Consider the following 18,922-nt stretch of genomic DNA (forward strand, 5'->3'; position numbering starts at 1 on the left):
TACCGACATGCTTTGGTCCCCGTTGGGTTATCCCCGCGAGGTAAGTCGGTTGCTTTACATCGCATTGCAGGAGCGATGATTTCAAAAGAAATATATATTAAGCGCAAGAACGTGCGCACCGAAAGAAGGGAATAAAATTGAAAATCGGAATTGTATGTGCCACTGATGATGAACTTTCTCCGTTTTTAGCTATGATAGATAACTATAATATCACAAAAAAGGCAATGCTTAAATTTTATGAGGGAGAGATTTATGGCATGCAAGTTGTCACCCTATTTTCTGGGGTATGTAAAGTCAATGCTGCTATCGCAACACAAATATTGATTGATCATTTTAATGTAAATATAGTTATAAATGCAGGGACCGCTGGTGGGATGAATCCAAAATTGAAAATATTTGACACTGTTATATCTACCGAAGTCTGTTACCATGATGTTGCACAAGATACTTTAACAGAATTTCATCCATGGCTAAAAACTGTATTTTTTAAAGCAGATCAAGACTTAATAAAAATATCAAAAAGAGCTGTAAAAAACATAGAATCAAAAAACAAAGTATTTTGGGGACGAATTGTGACAGGAGAAGCTTTTATAACAGATATGGGACGTAAAAAAATCAATGATGAATTTGCACCTTTGGCAGTTGATATGGAAACAGCCAGTATCGCTCATGTATGCTATGTAAACAAGATACCATTTCTTTCAATTCGCTGTATTACTGATACTGCTGAACACAAAGGTGTTGAAAATTTTGAAAAAAACAGTATCAAATCTTCTATAATTGCAAAAAATATAACTTTAGCTATATTAAAAGAATATATGAATCAACATAGATGAAGCATAACATTATTAACAACATCTTCATTAAAAATATTATGATTTTAAATATCCACCAACTTCTGGTGGATATTTATTGTATACAAAAAGGAATAGTTTTTGACTATTCCTGTATATCATTTTGATCAAAAACATCATCAATTGGTGCACCAGGAGCAACCATTGGGAAGACTTTATCATCTTCTTCAATCATACATTCAATCACTACTGGTCCCTGACTATCCATTGCTTCCAAAATAGCTGGAGCCACTTCTTCTTTCTTTGTGACTCTTATGGCTTTACATCCAAGTCCCTCTGCTGTTTTACAGAAATCAACTTTATCATCAAGTACAGTTGCTGAATAACGTTTTCCATAAAATAATGTCTGCCATTGACGAACCATTCCTAAAACATGATTATTTAAAATGACTTCAATAATAGGAACTTGATAACGTGAAGCTGTTGCTAATTCATTCATGTTCATTCTAAAGCATCCATCTCCAGCAATATTAAAGACATATTGATCAGGTTTTCCATACTTTACACCAATGGAAGCCCCTAAGCCATAACCCATTGTTCCAAGTCCACCACTGGTAATGAGCTGACTTGGTCTTTTAAAATGGTAATATTGAGCTGCCCACATTTGATTTTGACCTACTTCAGTACAGATAATCGCATTATTATCTGTGAGTGCTTCAATTTGTTCAATAACATATGGTCCTGTTAATTTATCACTATCATAAGATAATGGATATTGTTCTTTTAAAGCTCTAATTTCCTTTAACCACTGTGAATGATTTTGTTGCTTTAATAATAAATTTAATGCATTCAAAACACTTTTTGCATCGCCTACAATTCCTAAATCCACATTGACATTTTTATTAATCTCTGCCTCATCAACATCAATATGAATAATTTTAGCATGTCTCGCAAATTTTTGAGCATTTCCAATCACACGGTCACTAAATCTGACACCTATTGCTACTAATAAATCACAGTTAGAAACACCAAGATTACTTGTTTTTGTTCCATGCATTCCAAGCATTCCTGTATAACGTGGATTGGTTCCATCAAAAGCACCTTTTCCCATCAAAGAATCGGTAACAGGCGCATCAATCTTTTCTACAAACTCACGTAGTTCCTGGGAAGCATTAGATCTGACAACACCTCCTCCAACAAAAACAAATGGCTTTTCACTTTTTTCAATCATTTCAATAGCTTCTTTTAATGTTGATGTTGGATAAGTATAACTACGTCTTTCTATTTTTTCTGGTTTTTGATGATGATATTCACATTTTGCAGCTGTGACATCTTTTGTAATATCCACAAGAACGGGTCCAGGTCTACCTTCTTTGGCAATTTGAAAAGCTTTACGAATTGTTGGTGCTAAACTTTCTACATCTTTGACAATATAATTATGTTTCGTAATAGGCATTGTCACACCTGTAATATCAACTTCCTGAAAACTATCTTTTCCTAACAATGGCACACCTACGTTAGCAGTAATCGCTACTAAAGGGACAGAATCCATATAAGCTGTTGCTATGCCTGTCACAAGATTTGTCGCCCCTGGTCCACTTGTAGCCATACAGACACCTACTTTTCCTGTAGCTCTGGCATAGCCATCAGCGGCATGTGAAGCCCCTTGTTCATGAGAAGTCAAAACATGATTAATTCGATCTCGATAATGATATAAACTGTCATAAACGTTTAAAATTGTTCCTCCAGGATAACCAAAAACAGTATCAACACCCTGTTCTAATAAACATTCAATGACAATATCGGCTCCAGTTAATAACATATACTTCCCCCTATTCCTTGACTTTTAAAACAGCACCAGTGTTTGCAGAAGTCACCATTGACGCATATTTTTTCAAATATCCTTTGACAACTGGTAATTTTGGTTTAAAATTCTTTCTTCTTTCTTCTAATTCTTCATCACTCACTAATAATTCAATACGATGATTGATAATATCAATTTCAATCATATCTCCTTCTTTCACAAGCCCAATTGGTCCTCCAACTGCTGCTTCTGGTGAAACATGACCAATAGATGCTCCACGTGTTGCCCCTGAGAAACGACCATCAGTAATTAAAGCGACATCTTTATCTAATCCCATGCCAGCAATTTCAGATGTTGGCGATAACATTTCACGCATTCCCGGACCACCTTTAGGTCCTTCATAACGAATCACAACAACATCACCAGCAACAATCTTTCCAGCACGAATAGCAGCTATTGCATCTTCTTCACAATCAAAGACTCTTGCTGGTCCTTTATGTTGTAACATTTCTGGTGCCACTGCACTTTGTTTCACAACACAGCTATCAGGTGCTAAGTTTCCTTTTAAAACAGCAATTCCACCTGTCTTCATATATGGATTTTCTACTGGTCGAATGATGTTTGGATCTAAATTAACACATCCTTCAATATTTTCTTTTAATGTTTTTGTTGTACAAGTTAAGACATCTGTGTGTAAAATACCTAATTGATCTAATTCATTCATTACAGCATACACACCACCAGCTTCATTCAAATCTTCCATAAATGTATCCCCTGCAGGTGCTAAATGACATAAGTTTGGTGTATGTTGACTGATTTCATTAGCAATTTCTAAATTTAACTCAACTCCAGCTTCATATGCGATAGCAGGTAAATGTAACATGGAGTTTGTTGAACAACCTAAAGCCATATCAACAGTCAAAGCATTCAAGAAAGCATCTTTTGTCATGATATCTCTTGGTTTGATATCTTTTTTGACTAATTCCATAATTTGCATACCGGCATGTTTAGCTAATCTGATTCTCTCACTATAGACAGCTGGAATTGTTCCATTACCTTTTAATCCCATTCCTAAAACTTCAGTTAAACAGTTCATAGAATTAGCTGTATACATACCTGAACATGAACCACATGTTGGACATGCTTTTTCTTCAAATTCTTTTAATTTTTCAGCAGTGATTTTCCCTGCATTATATTGTCCCACAGCTTCAAATAATGATGATAAACATGTTTGTTTGCCATCTAATCTTCTTCCAGCCAGCATTGGTCCACCACTCACAAAAATTGTTGGCACATTAATTCTTGCGGCTGCCATTAATAAACCAGGAACATTTTTATCACAGTTTGGAATCATTACCAAACCATCAAACTGATGTGCGTTGGCTAAGCATTCAGTACTATCACAAATCAATTCTCTTGTGACTAATGAATATTTCATTCCTGTATGATTCATAGCAATACCATCACAAACAGCAATTGCAGGAATTTCAACAGGTGTTCCACCTGCTAAATAAATTCCTTTTTTCACTGCTTCAGCAATTTTATCTAAATTCATATGACCTGGAACAATTTCATTATAAGAATTTACCACTCCAATGAGTGGTCTATCTAGTTCTTCTTCAGTCATTCCCAAAGCATTAAATAATGAACGATGTGGAGCTCTTTCTACTCCTTTTTTGACTTGATCACTTTTCATGCATTTACCTCCTATAAGTTCTCTACAACATATTGTCCCATTTGACAACATGTCACCTGTTGTTTTCCTTCAGACATAATATCTATTGTACGATAGTTCTTTTCCAAAACTTTTTCTACAGCTTGTTCAATATCATCTGCTTCTTCATCCATATCAAATGAATAGCGAAGCATCATTGCTGCTGAAAGAATTGTTGCGATAGGATTGGCAATATTCTTTCCAGCAATATCTGGTGCACTTCCATGACTTGGTTCATACATACCCAGTTTATCTTCTCTTAATGATGCACTTGATAACATACCAATTGATCCGGTAATCATACTAGCTTCATCACTTAAAATATCTCCAAACATATTTTCAGTCAAAATGACATCAAACTGACGTGGATCTTTGACTAACTGCATTGCACAGTTATCCACAAGCATATGTTCTAATTCCACATCTGGATAATCTTTGGCAACTTCATTGACAACTTTTCGCCATAAACGAGAAGTATCTAAAACATTAGCCTTATCGACACTTGTCACTTTATGACGTCGCTTCATTGCAATATCAAATGCACGTTTAGCAATACGACGAATTTCTGCTTCACTATAAATCAGATTATCATGAGCCACCATCTGTCCATCAATCTCTTTGGTTTCCCTTTCACCAAAATAAAGTCCACCTGTTAACTCACGAACAATGATCATATCAAAACCATCCTGACTTAGTTCTTCTTTTAACGGACAGGCACCTTTTAATTCTTTATATAAATAAGCAGGTCTTAAATTGGCAAACAACCCCAAAGCTTTACGCATCTTTAACAACCCGGCTTCTGGTCTTAATGATGGTTCTAACTGATACCATGGTGAAGTATTTGTATCCCCACCAATAGAGCCTAATAAAACGGCATCACTTTTTTGAGCCATTTCAATAGCTTCATCAGTCAAAGGCACACCATATTTATCAATGGATATACCACCCATATCTATATATTGATAATGAAAAGTATGATGATATTTCTTGGCAATAGCATCTAAGACTTTCAATGCTTCATTGACAATTTCTGGACCAATACCATCACCTTTAATGACTGCAATTGTTTTTTCCATAGATTATCCTCTTTTCTTTTCGTTAACATAATTCACCAATCCATTTGCCTGAATCATTTTTTGTAAAAATTCAGGGAATGGCTGTGCCTGATATTGTTTATTTTTTGTTATATTTTTAATGATTCCTGTATCAAAATCAACTTCTACCTGATTGCCTTCATCTATGTCTTGAGCGGCTTCAGGACATTCCAAAATAGCAAATCCAATATTAATCGAATTACGATAAAAAATACGAGCAAAAGACTGGGCAATAACACAGCTGACTCCAGCTGTTTTTAAAGCTAATGGAGCATGTTCACGTGAAGAACCACACCCAAAATTCTTTCCAGCCACCATAATATCTCCTGGATTTAATCTTTCTACAAATGTTGGATCAATATCCACCATGGCGTGACTGGCTAATTCTTTTGCATCAAATGAATTTAAATAACGTGCAGGGATAATCACATCCGTATCCACATTATCCCCATATTTCAAAACAGTTCCTTGGGCTTTCATGTTATTCTCCCACCTTTCTTGGATCAGCTATATATCCTGCAATAGCACTCGCTGCCGCAACCTCAGGAGAAGCTAGATAAATCAAAGATTCTGTATCTCCCATTCTTCCTACAAAGTTACGGTTTGTTGTAGAAACACATTTTTCACCTTTTGCCATAACACCCATATGACCACCCATACATGGTCCACAGCTTGGTGTATTGAATGCACACCCTGCTTCCACAAAAATTTCTGCCAAACCTTCTCGAATACATTCCACAAAGATTTTCTGTGTTGCAGGAATGACCATGACTCTAACTGTATCAGCCACTTTCTTTCCTTTTAATAAAGCCGCAGCTTTACGCAAATCACTTAAACGACCATTCGTACATGAACCAATCACAACTTGATCAATATAAATCTTTTCACTTTCATTGATTTCTTCCATTGTATGTGCATTTCCTGGTAAATGAGGGAAAGCTACAGTTGGTGTAATTTTTGATAAATCAATTTCAATGACTTCATCATATTCTGCATCTTCATCTGCCTGATACTCTTTATAACTTTTCTTTGAATGTTGTTTCATATATTCTCTTGTTTTGTCATCAACTGGGAAAATACCATTTTTAGCACCTGCTTCAATCGCCATATTACAAATTGTAAAACGATCATCCATCGTTAAAGAAGCAACACCTTCCCCAGTAAATTCCATAGATTTATATAAAGCACCATCAACACCAATACATCCAATAATATGTAAAATCACATCTTTACCACTGACATATGGCTGTAATGCTCCTTTTAAAACAAACTTAATGGCACTTGGCACTTTAAACCAAAGTTCTCCTGTGGCCATACCTGTCGCAATATCAGTTGTTCCAACACCTGTTGAAAAAGCCCCTAACGCTCCATAAGTACAAGTATGTGAGTCAGCCCCAATAATACACTCTCCAGCAACGACAATCCCCTGTTCTGGTAAAATCGCATGTTCAACACCACATTTTCCCTGTTCCATATGATGTGTTAAACACTGTTCTCTAGAAAACTCTCTGATGGCCTTTGAATTTTCTGCTGATTTCATATCTTTATTAGGCGTAAAATGATCAGGAACCAAAACAACCTTATCCTTATCAAAAACATGATCAGCCATTTGTTTAAAAATCGGCAAAGCCATTGGCCCTGTAATATCATTAGCCATTACAACATCTAGTTTTGCTTCAATTAACTGACCAGCCACAACTTCTTTCAATCCTGCATGATCAGCTAATATTTTCTGTGTCATTGTCATTGACATATATATATTCCCCCTTATGACTTTGTATGTCATCACTAAAGAGTCAAATGACTCTTTACTGAACACACACAAAGTGTGTGTATTTTAGTTATTAATTAATTTATCTTCATCAGACCAGCTATATAAACTTCTGATTTCTTTTCCAACTTTTTCACTTTGATGTTCTTTAGCTAATTTACGCATAGCTTTGAAATGAGCTTGTCCTCCAGCTGGTGACATATCTAATAAGAAATCTTTCGCAAATGTTCCATCTTGAATATCTTTTAAGATTTGACGCATAGCTTTCTTTGTATCTTCAGTAATAATCTTTGATCCAGTAATATAATCTCCATATTCTGCTGTATTTGAAATAGAATATCTCATTCCTTCAAATCCTGATTGATAGATCAAATCAACAATCAATTTCATTTCATGAACACATTCAAAATATGCATTCTTTGGATCATATCCTGCTTCTACTAATGTTTCAAAACCAGCCTGCATTAATGCACAGACACCACCACATAATACAGCCTGTTCCCCAAATAAGTCAGTTTCAGTTTCAGTTCTGAATGTTGTTTCCAAAATACCTGCTCTTGCCCCACCAATAGCTAAACCATAAGCCAAAGCCATATCTAAAGCTCGACCTGTTGCATCTTGTTCTACTGCTACTAAACATGGTGTTCCTTTTCCAGCCTGATATTCACTACGTACTGTATGTCCTGGTGCTTTAGGTGCAATCATTGTCACATCAACATTTTTTGGTGGTACAATTTGACCAAAATGAATATTAAATCCATGTGCAAACATCAACATGTTTCCTTCTTCCAAATTTGGTTCAATTGATTCTTTATATAATTTTGCCTGTAATTCATCATTAATTAAAATCATAATAATATCTGCTTTTTTAGCAGCTTCAGCTGAAGTATAAACTTCAAATCCTTGAGCTTCAGCTTTTGCCCAAGATTTTGAACCTTCATATAGTCCTACAATAACATGCACTCCTGATTCTTTTAAGTTCAATGCATGAGCATGCCCTTGTGATCCATAACCAATAATAGCGACTGTTTTTCCATCCAATAAAGCTAAATTACAATCTGATTCATAATAAATTTTTGACATTTTTTTACCCCCTGTTTTCTTTCTTATTTATTTCAAAATTATTAAGACCTCTTGAAATACCAGCTAAACCAGTACACACGATCTCAACAATATTGAAGCCATCTAACATTGCTAATAAACCATTGATTTTATTATGTGTTCCTGTTACTTCAATAACCATTGAATCTGGTGACACATCCACAATCTTAGCTCTAAATATATCGACGATTGAAACAATATCTGCACGTGTACTACAATCAGCTTCTACTTTAATCATGACAAGTTCACGGTAAACAGATATTTCGCTTGGTAACGCAAAGATTTCAATGACATCTTCTAATTTTCTAAGCTGTTTTTCAATCTGTTCAAGAATTTGCTGATTCCCATGTGCAACCACTGTCATTCTTGAAATCCCTTCTGTGTTTGTTGGTCCTACGGTTAAACTATCAATGTTATAACCACGTCTTGAAAACAAACCACTCACACGTGTCAGAACTCCTGCACTATTGTGTACAAGAATTGATAAAATAAGTTCTTCCATAAATTATCCTTCCTTTTTTATATTTTTATAAATACGATTCATAGCTGAAATCATAGCTTTAATCGTCGCTGTTGTAATATTCAAATGCACTCCTACCCCATATTCACAAAGCTCTTCACCTTGTGGTCTTAATTGGACATAGGCAGCAGCTTTAGAATTTGAACCAGATGTTAAAGCATGTTCACTATAATCCACTAAATCTGTATATAGAAAATCATCTGTTGCATTAAATGCATTCTTAACTGCATCAATAGGTCCATTGCCATATCCAATTAAAGTTTTCACTTCACCATGATCTTCAATTGTCACTTCAGCGCGTCTTTCATATTCATTATCTTCATCACTAATATCTATTAATCTCTGTTTAATAAATTTATATGGATATTCCAAATCTATATATTCCTTTTTAAATGTGTCATAAATACGTTCTGGAGAAACTTCTCCTTCAATTTCACTAATATTTTGAATAGCTTTTGCAAAATCAGCCTGTAAAGCTTTTGGTAAATGATATCCAAAGACTGTGTCCATAACAAAAGCCACTCCACCTTTACCTGATTGTGAATTGATACGTACAATTGGCTCATATTGACGATTTAAGTCAGCTGGATCAATTGGTAAATAAGGGACTTCCCAAATACCATCACCACGTTGATGATAAGCATACATACCTTTATTAATGGCATCCTGATGGCTGCCAGAAAAGGCAGTAAAAACAAGTTCTCCAGCATATGGCTGTCTTGGTGGAATTTCCATTTTTGTACATTTTTCATAAACATTTTTAATTTGGTTGATTTGTCCCAGTTCCAACTTTGGATCAATACCATGTGTAAACATGTTTAAAGCCAATGTCACAATATCAACATTTCCTGTTCTTTCCCCATTTCCAAACAATGTTCCTTCAACACGATCAGCTCCTGCCAATAAAGCAAGTTCAGTAGAAGCTACACCACAACCTCTATCATTATGTGGATGAACACTCACAATAACTCTTTCTCGATCTTTAAAATGACGGCACATCCATTCAATCTGATCGGCATATACATTTGGTGTATCCATTTCAACTGTAGATGGTAAATTAATAATCACTTTATGTTCTTTTGAAGCACCCCAAGTATCTAAAACAGCTTCACAGACTTCCATCGCATAATCAACTTCCGTACCAGTAAAACTTTCAGGCGAATATTCTAAGATAACTTCGCCATCAAAATCCTGAGATAACTCCTTGACTAATTTTGTTCCATCAACAGCAATTTTCTTAATTTTTTCCTTACTCTTATGAAACACAACATCTCTTTGTAAAATAGATGTTGAATTATAAATATGCACAATCGCCTTCTTTAATCCTTTTAAGGATTCAAATGTTCTTTTAATCAAATGTTCTCTCGCTTGTGTTAATACCTGCACTGTTACATCATCAGGTATTAAATTTTTATCTATTAACAATCTTAAAAAGTCAAACTCAATCTGTGATGATGATGGAAAACCAACTTCTATTTCTTTAAAGCCTAAATCAACAAGCATTTGAAACATTTCTACTTTTTCATTAATATCCATTGGTGTAATTAAAGCTTGATTCCCATCACGTAAATCAACCGAACACCAGATAGGCGCTTGTTCAATTTCATGATCTGGCCATGTACGATCTGCCAATTTAATTGTTTCAAATCTTCTATATTTTTTATAGTTCATATATTTTCCTCCCCTTTCCTATAATAAAAAAACTCGTTCTCACCATGAAAAACATCATAGTTGAGGACGAGAGTTCATGACTTCGTGGTTCCACCTCATATTCATTATTGCCTCACGACAATAACCTTATCAAGTACGCTTATTCATATAAGTTCATACTCTAGCGTGATAACGGTCGCATTCCGTAGCAGCTTACTTATTTTTCAGTGCTCCACTCAAGGACGAGTTCAATAACACTTTCACAGTTCTTTCCACCAGCCAGAACTTCTCTATGCATCATTTGTTATTTACTATTTCCTATCACTGTATTTATTATAGAGTTGTTGGATATATCATATACCTTTTCTCAAACATAGTCAACTATATTCTTCTCTTTTTTCTATTTATTTTTTTAGTTTTATGAAATTATATATATTATTTTTCGTCTTTTTCAAAAAAACATATTTATTTTACAAACATCTCAATACTGTTCATAAAAGCAATTTATCACCTTTCCATCTCCATTATTGATTCATAAAACACTTTGATTGTATATAGCATATACTCAATCCAAATAACGATGTGACCATACAATCCATAAAATCAAACACCTCATGTTTTCCATTATATTTTTATTCATTGGAAATAAAAAAAGAATAACCCTTTAGAGTTATTCTATCTATCAAAAGCCAAATCAATTAATCGATCAATAAGATCACTATAAGAAATACCATAATCTTCAATTAATTGTGGATACATTGAAATTTTTGTAAATCCTGGCATTGTATTAATTTCGTTTAAATAAACATTGTTTGTCTTTTTATCCAAGAAGAAATCCACACGAGATAAACCATGTCCATCAATAGCTTTGAAAACTTTTAATGCATATTCTCTAATTTGATCTTGAATCTCCTGATCGACAAGTGCAGGTATACAAGTCTGACTTTCTTCATCCTCATATTTAGATTCAAAAGTATAAAACTCACCATGAGGCATAATTTGTCCTACACGAGAAACAATAGGATCATCATTTCCTAATACAGCTGTTTCTAATTCGATACAATCAATACATTCTTCTATCACAATATGACTATCATATTGTCCTGCCTGATGTAATATTTCTAGCAAGTCTTCTTCGTGATCTACACGATAACAACCTACACTTGATCCAGAACGACTCGCCTTCACAAAACAAGGAAACCCTAACTGATTTTTCACTGCTGTTAATATATCATCAGTTTCATCAAATTGATGATTCACAACAACATATTGACCATCATATCTTTTTTTCACATATAAAGATTTCACTTGTGGAATTCCTACTGTTTCTAAAATCTTTTTGGTATAAATTTTATCCATGGCCACACTTGAAGCTAATGTTCTACATCCTACATATGGAACACCAGCCAATTCAAATAACCCCTGAATCGTTCCATCTTCACCATATTGTCCATGAAGAACAGGGAAAATAACATCTTGTTGTTTCAACAAATGATAAATATCTTCAATATGTGTTGAGTGATCTAACCATGAATCTAAAGTTAAATCTTCCTGACTGGCATCTAAAAGATACCATTCTCCAGACTGATCAATACCAACCAAAGTCAACTCATAACGATCTCTATGAAGATTTTTTAAAACAGATGTACAAGACATTCTTGAAATGGTATGTTCAGTAGATTGTCCTCCACATATAATCATTAATTTTCTCATTTTTTATATTTCTCCTTTAAATAGTCTACAACTTCATCAAGATGCATGCCATGTGATCCTTTTAATAAAATCACATCATCATCCTGTATACATCCCTCTAGAGCTTGAATTAAATCTTGATTACTTTCAAAATGATAAGCTTCTATACCATTTTCCTGCGCTTTTAAAACAATATTCTGGCTTGCAGGTCCTACACACATTAATTGATCTATATGCTTTTTAGCAACATATTGTCCAACTTCCTGATGAAATGCCTGTTCATACGCTCCTAGCTCTAACATATCTGCCAAGATAGCTATCTTTCTATTAGGATACTTTGCTAAAACATCAAGGCTTGACTTCATCGAATCTAAGTTGGCATTATATGTGCCATCAATCAATCTGATTCCATGACTCAGTTCAATCATATCCATACGATTTTTTGTCAGCTCAAATTGATCAATACCTTTAATACACTTTTCAATATCAATATCTAAGCTTAGCCCTACCGCAATCGCAATCAACGCATTCATCACAAAATGCTGACCAGAAACTGGCACATGAACATGATAAGTTTTTCCCTGATAATCCAAATCAAAATAAGATTCTTCTAATAATAACTCAACATGATAAGCTTTTAAATAACAGTCATTATTTTCACCAACACGAATAATAGGATAATCTTGAGATTGTACAGTATGCAACATATCATTATCATCATTGATAATAAGTCGTCCCTGCTGAGTTAATCCTTCAACAATTTCCATCTTCGCTTTTAGAATATTGTCTCGTGACCCTAGTTCCCCAATATGTGCTGTTCCAACGTTTGTAATAACTGCAATATCAGGTCTTGCAATATGTGTCAGATGGCGAATTTCACCAAGATGATTCATCCCCATTTCTAATACCATGACTTCTTCATCCTGATGTCTTAAAACTGTTAAAGGTAAACCGATATGATTGTTGTAGTTACCTAAAGTTTTCAGAGTTTTATATTGCATTGATACCACAGCATAAATCATATCCTTGGTACTTGTTTTTCCTACACTTCCTGTAATTCCCACAACTTTCACATCTCGATGTTTTCTTAAATAAGTTGCCATATCTGTTAATGCCTGTAAAGTATCCTTCACTAAAATCACGTTTTTATCAGGATAATCTATGGGCTGAGATGTTATAACAGAACTTGCGCCAGCTTCAAAAGCCTGTTTTATAAACTGATGTCCATCATTTTTTTCTCCAACCAGCGGAATATACATATCTCCTTCATGAATCTGTCTTGTATCTTGCGTAAATCCATGAATATCATCATTGATATTTCCGCTCAACAATGTGCCACCAGTGGCTTCAATAATCTCTCTTATTAGCATAATTTTACCTCATTTTTAATATATGCACTATTATAGCACCAGTTCACTAGGAAAGCTATGAAATTTTATTGTTCTTATATAATAAAAAATAGCTGTTTAAAACAACTATTTCTTTTCATATTCATATATATTGATATTTTATCTAGCTCAAATCAATATAGTGACAATTAAATATAATCACCCTGTCCATCAAAGAACAATCTTTGTTGCTGGGCACCATCAAAGTCCATAATGACATAATAGCTTTCTTGTTGATAAGCTGATACATATGTTTTCACAATCAATTTATCACCAACAATATATCCTGTATCAACCAATCCATTGTAAATTGTCTTTTCTTGCTGTGTTGACAAATCATATCTAACAACACTGCCATCCATAGACTGATAAAATAAATACTGCTCATTCATATTTAAGAAATTAATAACATTTGCTTTTAATACCTCTGTCTTTTTACTATTTATATCTAACAAACAGATACCATCTGATGATAAATAATAAAGTTTTCCATCTAAATAAATTAAATTATAAAATGATCCACTCAATAATTTTTCATCATTTTCTCCATTTCTATTCATACGATAAATACCATCATCAGATGTATAATAAATATAATCATCTACAACATTAATACAATAAGATTGTCTATCATTAAGCTTTGTCTGTTTTTGTGTATTGATATCATAAACATAGATTGATTCATTATCCTCATCTAATTGATAGTAGATGCGATCATTATCTATATATGGATAATAAATAGCTTTAGTTATGAATTGATTTTGATTTTTACCATCTAATGAAACTTCACATAAATAATTCTGTTGATTTGTATAATAAATCTTATCATTATGAATCATGATATTTTGACATTTCTCTGTAACCAATGTTTGACGGTTATTTAAGTTTTGATCCATGGATACAAGATACCCCTGATCATTACACATATAAAGCGTCTCACCATCAAAATAAGCCTCACCATTTTGATTGATATTTCCAACCAAACTTGAAAAACCTGTTTTTCCTGATATTGTCATAGGTTGTTGTGGTAACGTATCTGATGATGTATCATGAAAAGACGTATAATTAAGCATTGGTCCATGATAGACATATTCATAGGATACAACAGTTAAAACAGCCAAAACAATAACACTTACTAAAATGAGTAACTTATTTACTTTTTTATTGACTGGTATATCTTTAAAAGACGATGTCTTTGTTTCCTTTTCAACAGTTTCTTCATCAAAAAACAGTGGTTCATAATATCCATCATTTTGTTCTTGTGACTTGTATAATGGATGACCACAATATGGACAATAATTCATATCATTGCTGACTTCATTTTGACAATTTGGACAAATCATATCTCAATCCTCCTATGACTGTTGATGAGGATTTTCATGTTCATCAACAACTTTATAATCAACGTCAATAACATCACTATCCTGATTTTGGTAATCCTGATAAAGAGATTCATAATATTCCTGATCTTCTTTATCTTCATGTGACTGACGGTGTGAAAAGAAAAGCTTTCTTATTATCCAGATAACCAAAATAACCCCAATCAAAACAATCAGGATTGGTAAAAATAATCTTAAAGCTAACATAATTAATACAAGCACACATAACAAATATATAAAATTATATCCCATATCATTTCTCCTTTTGCGATATAGTCTATATGATAAATATAAACTATAAATGAACTGCGTCTTCCTCCTCATGCCATACAAACAAATAGTAAACTGGTACTTTTAAACCTGATGCAAACTTTTCAACAACCTTTAAAGACACATTTCTACGACCTCTTTCAACATCTGAAACATAGTTTTTAGATAACTGGCAACGAAATCCAAGTTCTTCCTGAGAAACATTTTGCATCAAACGGAGTTCTTTAATTCTTCTCCCAAAACGAATATTTATATTTTCCATACTCACTCATTCTCCATCTGTCGTATTTTTTGAGCTTCTTCCTTAATCTTTTTAAAACGATGATGTAATCCTGATTTACTAATGGTTTGACCAGTCTGCTGATAATACGTATCTGCCAATTCATTTAAAGTCAACTCAGGATTTTCTAAACGTAATAAAGCCACTGTACGTGTCTTATCATCTAAAATTTCAATGCCTACTTTATCAATGATATAGGCAATATCTTCAATTTGGGCTGTAGAAGCACTCATCGCTTTCACTTCATTAGCAATATCACAATTATTCCATCTATTGACAGTATTGGCCATAGAACGGTCAATACGTGTCATTTCAAAATTCATAACTGATTGTGAAGCACCTATGGCTCTTAAAAAATCCCCAATTTTCTCTGCTGATTTTAAATACACAACATATTTATTACGTCTTTTAATCATTTTGGCATGCAAGTCATAACAATTCATCAACTCCATAATAAATGAAGCATATTCTGGTTCATTCACACTCATTTCCAGATGATAGTTAGATGTATCTGGATTATTCACACTTCCACAAGACAAAAAGACCCCAGCCAGATAAGCTCTTTTCTTGGCATCTGTTTCTAAAAAATGAATATCTGGAAAACTTTGTATACCAATGCCTTCCATAAGATGTAAGTCTTCTAAGATTTCTCTTGCCTTAGAAACCATCAATGTATAAATGTTATTTTTTTTCAATTTCATTTTTCTAGAAACACGAAATTCTATATGTGGTTGATATAAATCCTTTAAGAATTTATGCAATTTAGATGCGATTTTTGCATTTTCAGTTCTTAATGTTAGCGTTAAGCCTGACTGATTGAGTGACAATGTTCCAAGAATTTTAATCATTGCACAAAGTATTGCCTTTTCACATGGTTGATCAAAATCATTGAACACAATTTCTTCTTTGACGACTCTTGAAAAAGAAATCATCATAAAACCTCCTTAATGATCAGCATCACGATGCCATTTATAAACTTGATAATATTTTGAATAATACTCTGCAAAATAATTGGTAAGTGTGACTGAACGATGCTGTCCCCCAGTACATCCAATTCCAATAATCATTTGCATTTTACCCTCTTCTTCATATTTCTTTAATAAATAATCATAATATTCTATTGTTCTACGAACAAATTCCTGTGTTTCACTTTGTGACATCACATAATCATAAACCTCTTTATCATTTCCAGTTAATTTTCTTAAGCTTTCAATATAAAAAGGATTTGGTAAAAAACGTACATCTAATAACAAGTCTGCATCACGTGGAATTCCATGTTTATATCCAAATGAAATAAAAGAAACTCTAAATGTATCACGATTTCCTTTGTGGAAATAACTTTCTAATTTATCTTGTAATTTTGATGGCTTTAATAATGTTGTATCAATCACAATATTAGCTAACTGACTAATAGGATCTGCCATTTCACGTTCAAATTCAATAGCTTCAACCAAAGATGATGCCACATTACTAATCATGAGTGGGTGAGAGCGTCTTGTCTGTTTATAACGTGATAGTAAAACTTTATCATCACAGTCTAAGAAAATAACTGTCAAATCTACCCAATCCATGTTTGATAAGATTCTCACAGCCAAAATCGCATCACCTAGCGATACTGCCATAGCCACTTTAGAATATTTCGTAGAAGTACGCATTAAATCTCCAAATTCTTTTAATAATGGAATAGGATAATTATCTATACAGCGATACTCCATATTTTCAAAGATAGCCATTGCCTGAGTTTTACCAGCCCCAGACATCCCCGTTACAACAATAACTTCAATTTTATTCATATAACTCACCTTCTCTTTTATAATATATCAAAAATCACATTATAAGTGTACTCTTTTTTATACAAAAAGAGAAAAGAATCTATTTCCCTTCTCTCTATTTGAATAATGAAGCAATATATTGTCCTGCAATAGCACCATCATTAGCAGCAGTCACAACTTGTCGCAGTTGTTTATCAGTCACATCCCCACCAGCAAAAATACCAGCAACTTTTGTTTCCTGATTCATATCAACTTCAATATACCCTTTTTCATTCACTATTCCCAAATCTTTTACAAATTCTGTAATAGGATCTAATCCTATAAACGGAAAAATTCCTTGTGCTTCAATTGTAGAAAGTTCTCCTGTGTGAGAATCTTCTACAATCAGCCCCACAACTTTTTGATCTTCAACTTTCACTTCATGAGGTTTCTTTAAATAATGGATTTCAATGTTGTCTTTTTCTTGTAATTTATTAACTAAATATTGATCAGCACGTAACACATCACGACGCACAATAATATGCACATGATTCACAATATCACTTAAATAAATAGCTTCTTCAATGGCACTGTTTCCGCCACCTACAACACAGACATCTTTATTTTTAAAGAAAGGTCCATCACAGACAGCACAATAAGACACACCTCTTCCACTCATTTCTTCTTCATGAGGGATTCCCATATGACGTTCTTTTGTACCTGTCGCAATAAAGACATAGCGTGCTTCGTATGTTTTATCACCTACATATACAACTTGATGATCTTCATGATGTTCAATACGTGTCACTTCACCATATTCATATCGTGCACCAAAAGATAAACATTGTTCATACATGGCATAAGCCAATTCTGGCCCTTTTGTTATTAATCCAGGATAATTTTCTATTTCAGCTGTTAAATTCATCTTTCCACCAGGTGCTCCACCATCCAAAACCAAAACACTGGCTCCTGCACGCGAAGCATATAAGGCAGCTGTTAAACCAGCTGGACCAGCACCCACAACAATTAAATCAGTCATCCATTCATCTTCCTTTCTACAAATGTTATAATTTCTGACATATCATCTATCAGTAAATCAGGAGCTAAAGCTTGCATATCCTGATAACCTTTAGGTGTCCATTTGACACCAGCTGTATAAATACCCGCATTTTTTCCAGCTTGTATATCAGTCACATTATCTCCAATATATAAACCGTTTAAACAATGAAATGTATTCATTACTTTTAAAATACCTTCAGGATTTGGCTTGACATGTTCAACATCATCCATTCCTAAAATCATATCAAAATAAGGAGTAATTTCAAATAAATCCAGCCCAATCAAAGCAGCCTGACGATATTTAGTTGTGACAACCGCTAATGGATAACCTTGTTTTGATAATGTTTTTAAGGTTTCTTCAACATGAGGGTAAATGGTCACATAGTCCTGATGATGAGCATGATTATATGCACGATAATAATCAATCAGTTCCTCAATCATCTCATCAGGAAAATATCTAGAAAATGTATCTTTTAAGGCTGGGCCTAAAAATGATAAATGTTCCTGATCACTAATTTGATAGTCTGGCTTATAATGATGAAAGACATGTTCAAAAGATTTTCTAATTAACAAATCTGTATTTAATAATGTCCCATCTAAATCAAAAATAACTGCAAAATCTTTTTTCATAGTAACTCCTTTATATGTATTATAT

At 33.6% G+C, this 18,922-nt stretch carries 18 protein-coding genes and 1 other annotated feature; of the genes, 1 reads left to right on the forward strand and 17 read right to left on the reverse strand.

Annotated elements, in window-relative coordinates; all coding sequences use genetic code 11:
• Nucleotides 1–137 precede the first annotated feature (137 nt).
• A complete protein-coding gene (locus B5E87_RS05010) occupies nucleotides 138–836 on the forward strand; it encodes a 5'-methylthioadenosine/adenosylhomocysteine nucleosidase (RefSeq protein ID WP_087243833.1) in 699 nt (232 codons plus the stop codon).
• Nucleotides 837–939: 103 nt separating this feature from the next.
• On the opposite strand, the gene ilvB is transcribed toward B5E87_RS05010, so the two are convergent.
• The 17 genes from ilvB to ppaX form a co-directional block, all read right to left on the reverse strand.
• Nucleotides 940–2,616 (reverse strand): biosynthetic-type acetolactate synthase large subunit, encoded by a 1,677-nt coding sequence (gene ilvB, locus B5E87_RS05015; protein WP_087243834.1) that lies wholly within the window; start codon nucleotides 2,614–2,616, stop codon nucleotides 940–942.
• Between the two features lie 10 nt (nucleotides 2,617–2,626).
• Nucleotides 2,627–4,294, reverse strand: coding sequence for a dihydroxy-acid dehydratase (gene ilvD, locus B5E87_RS05020; RefSeq protein ID WP_087243835.1), 1,668 nt, complete (start codon nucleotides 4,292–4,294; stop codon nucleotides 2,627–2,629).
• A gap of 11 nt (nucleotides 4,295–4,305) precedes the next feature.
• The gene (gene leuB, locus B5E87_RS05025; RefSeq protein ID WP_087243836.1) at nucleotides 4,306–5,388 is read right to left on the reverse strand and encodes a 3-isopropylmalate dehydrogenase; all 1,083 of its coding nucleotides are present in this window, start codon (nucleotides 5,386–5,388) and stop codon (nucleotides 4,306–4,308) included.
• 3 nt (nucleotides 5,389–5,391) lie between these two features.
• Nucleotides 5,392–5,886: a 3-isopropylmalate dehydratase small subunit gene (gene leuD / locus B5E87_RS05030; protein WP_087243837.1), complete on the reverse strand. Its 495-nt coding sequence runs from the start codon at nucleotides 5,884–5,886 to the stop codon at nucleotides 5,392–5,394.
• Between the two features lies 1 nt (nucleotide 5,887).
• Nucleotides 5,888–7,159 carry a 3-isopropylmalate dehydratase large subunit gene (gene leuC, locus B5E87_RS05035; RefSeq protein WP_087243838.1) on the reverse strand — a complete coding sequence of 424 codons (1,272 nt, stop codon included), beginning with the start codon at nucleotides 7,157–7,159 and terminating at the stop codon, nucleotides 5,888–5,890.
• A gap of 84 nt (nucleotides 7,160–7,243) precedes the next feature.
• Nucleotides 7,244–8,260 (reverse strand): ketol-acid reductoisomerase, encoded by a 1,017-nt coding sequence (gene ilvC / locus B5E87_RS05040; protein WP_087243839.1) that lies wholly within the window; start codon nucleotides 8,258–8,260, stop codon nucleotides 7,244–7,246.
• A gap of 4 nt (nucleotides 8,261–8,264) precedes the next feature.
• Nucleotides 8,265–8,780: an acetolactate synthase small subunit gene (ilvN, locus tag B5E87_RS05045; RefSeq protein ID WP_087243840.1), complete on the reverse strand. Its 516-nt coding sequence runs from the start codon at nucleotides 8,778–8,780 to the stop codon at nucleotides 8,265–8,267.
• Nucleotides 8,781–8,783: 3 nt separating this feature from the next.
• Nucleotides 8,784–10,469 (reverse strand): 2-isopropylmalate synthase, encoded by a 1,686-nt coding sequence (gene leuA, locus B5E87_RS05050; RefSeq protein WP_087243841.1) that lies wholly within the window; start codon nucleotides 10,467–10,469, stop codon nucleotides 8,784–8,786.
• 59 nt (nucleotides 10,470–10,528) lie between these two features.
• Nucleotides 10,529–10,782, reverse strand: a binding site (T-box leader).
• Nucleotides 10,783–11,123: 341 nt separating this feature from the next.
• Nucleotides 11,124–12,161, reverse strand: coding sequence for a D-alanine--D-alanine ligase family protein (locus tag B5E87_RS05055; RefSeq protein ID WP_087243842.1), 1,038 nt, complete (start codon nucleotides 12,159–12,161; stop codon nucleotides 11,124–11,126).
• On the reverse strand, nucleotides 12,158–13,510 hold the full coding sequence (locus tag B5E87_RS05060) for a UDP-N-acetylmuramoyl-tripeptide--D-alanyl-D-alanine ligase (RefSeq protein ID WP_087243843.1): 1,353 nt from the start codon (nucleotides 13,508–13,510) through the stop codon (nucleotides 12,158–12,160). Before B5E87_RS05060 ends, B5E87_RS05055 begins: the two co-directional genes overlap by 4 nt.
• A 167-nt stretch (nucleotides 13,511–13,677) precedes the next feature.
• A complete protein-coding gene (locus B5E87_RS05065; protein WP_087243844.1) occupies nucleotides 13,678–14,871 on the reverse strand; it encodes a DUF5050 domain-containing protein in 1,194 nt (397 codons plus the stop codon).
• A 12-nt stretch (nucleotides 14,872–14,883) separates the two neighbouring features.
• Nucleotides 14,884–15,159: a DUF4834 domain-containing protein gene (locus B5E87_RS05070; RefSeq protein ID WP_087243845.1), complete on the reverse strand. Its 276-nt coding sequence runs from the start codon at nucleotides 15,157–15,159 to the stop codon at nucleotides 14,884–14,886.
• A gap of 43 nt (nucleotides 15,160–15,202) precedes the next feature.
• Complete coding sequence (locus B5E87_RS05075) at nucleotides 15,203–15,439, reverse strand: helix-turn-helix domain-containing protein (protein WP_087243846.1); 237 nt, start codon at nucleotides 15,437–15,439, stop codon at nucleotides 15,203–15,205.
• Nucleotides 15,440–15,441: 2 nt separating this feature from the next.
• Entirely contained in the window at nucleotides 15,442–16,389 is a 948-nt protein-coding gene (whiA, locus tag B5E87_RS05080; RefSeq protein WP_087243847.1) for a DNA-binding protein WhiA, read from the reverse strand.
• Nucleotides 16,390–16,401: 12 nt separating this feature from the next.
• Complete coding sequence (rapZ, locus tag B5E87_RS05085; RefSeq protein ID WP_087243848.1) at nucleotides 16,402–17,250, reverse strand: RNase adapter RapZ; 849 nt, start codon at nucleotides 17,248–17,250, stop codon at nucleotides 16,402–16,404.
• Nucleotides 17,251–17,344: 94 nt separating this feature from the next.
• Nucleotides 17,345–18,247: a thioredoxin-disulfide reductase gene (gene trxB, locus B5E87_RS05090; RefSeq protein WP_087243849.1), complete on the reverse strand. Its 903-nt coding sequence runs from the start codon at nucleotides 18,245–18,247 to the stop codon at nucleotides 17,345–17,347.
• Nucleotides 18,244–18,897, reverse strand: coding sequence for a pyrophosphatase PpaX (ppaX, locus tag B5E87_RS05095; RefSeq protein ID WP_087243850.1), 654 nt, complete (start codon nucleotides 18,895–18,897; stop codon nucleotides 18,244–18,246). Before ppaX ends, trxB begins: the two co-directional genes overlap by 4 nt.
• Between the last annotated feature and the right edge of the window lie 25 nt (nucleotides 18,898–18,922).

This window comes from Massilimicrobiota sp. An142 (assembly GCF_002160725.1).
Taxonomy (GTDB): Bacteria; Bacillota_I; Bacilli_A; order Erysipelotrichales; family Coprobacillaceae; genus Allocoprobacillus; species Allocoprobacillus merdigallinarum.